The following is a 204-nucleotide window of genomic DNA, read 5'->3' as shown; positions in this document are numbered from 1 at the left end:
CTCTAACCTAGCTATTACAGGTGTTGCTGGTGACAGAACTTTAAGCTTTACGGCTGCAAGTTTAACTGCTGCCACGTCAAATACCATCACTGTTAATGCGGGTGCACCAACTCAACTGGCTATTGCTACGCAGCCTTCAGCTACTGCAACCAGTGGTTCGGCATTTGCTCGGCAACCGGCAATACAACTAAAAGATGCTTCTGG

The 204-nt window shown here is 48.0% G+C and carries 1 protein-coding gene; it reads left to right on the top strand.

Features of this window, described 5'->3' with window-relative positions; translation table 11 throughout:
* The coding region (locus J4N25_RS17850) for a hypothetical protein (RefSeq protein WP_207423165.1) at positions 1–204 on the top strand (204 nt) is incomplete at both ends.

This window comes from Desertivirga brevis (assembly GCF_017355835.1).
Note: the sequence above shows the minus strand (reverse complement) of the source record. Positions and strands in the feature narration are given on the sequence as shown.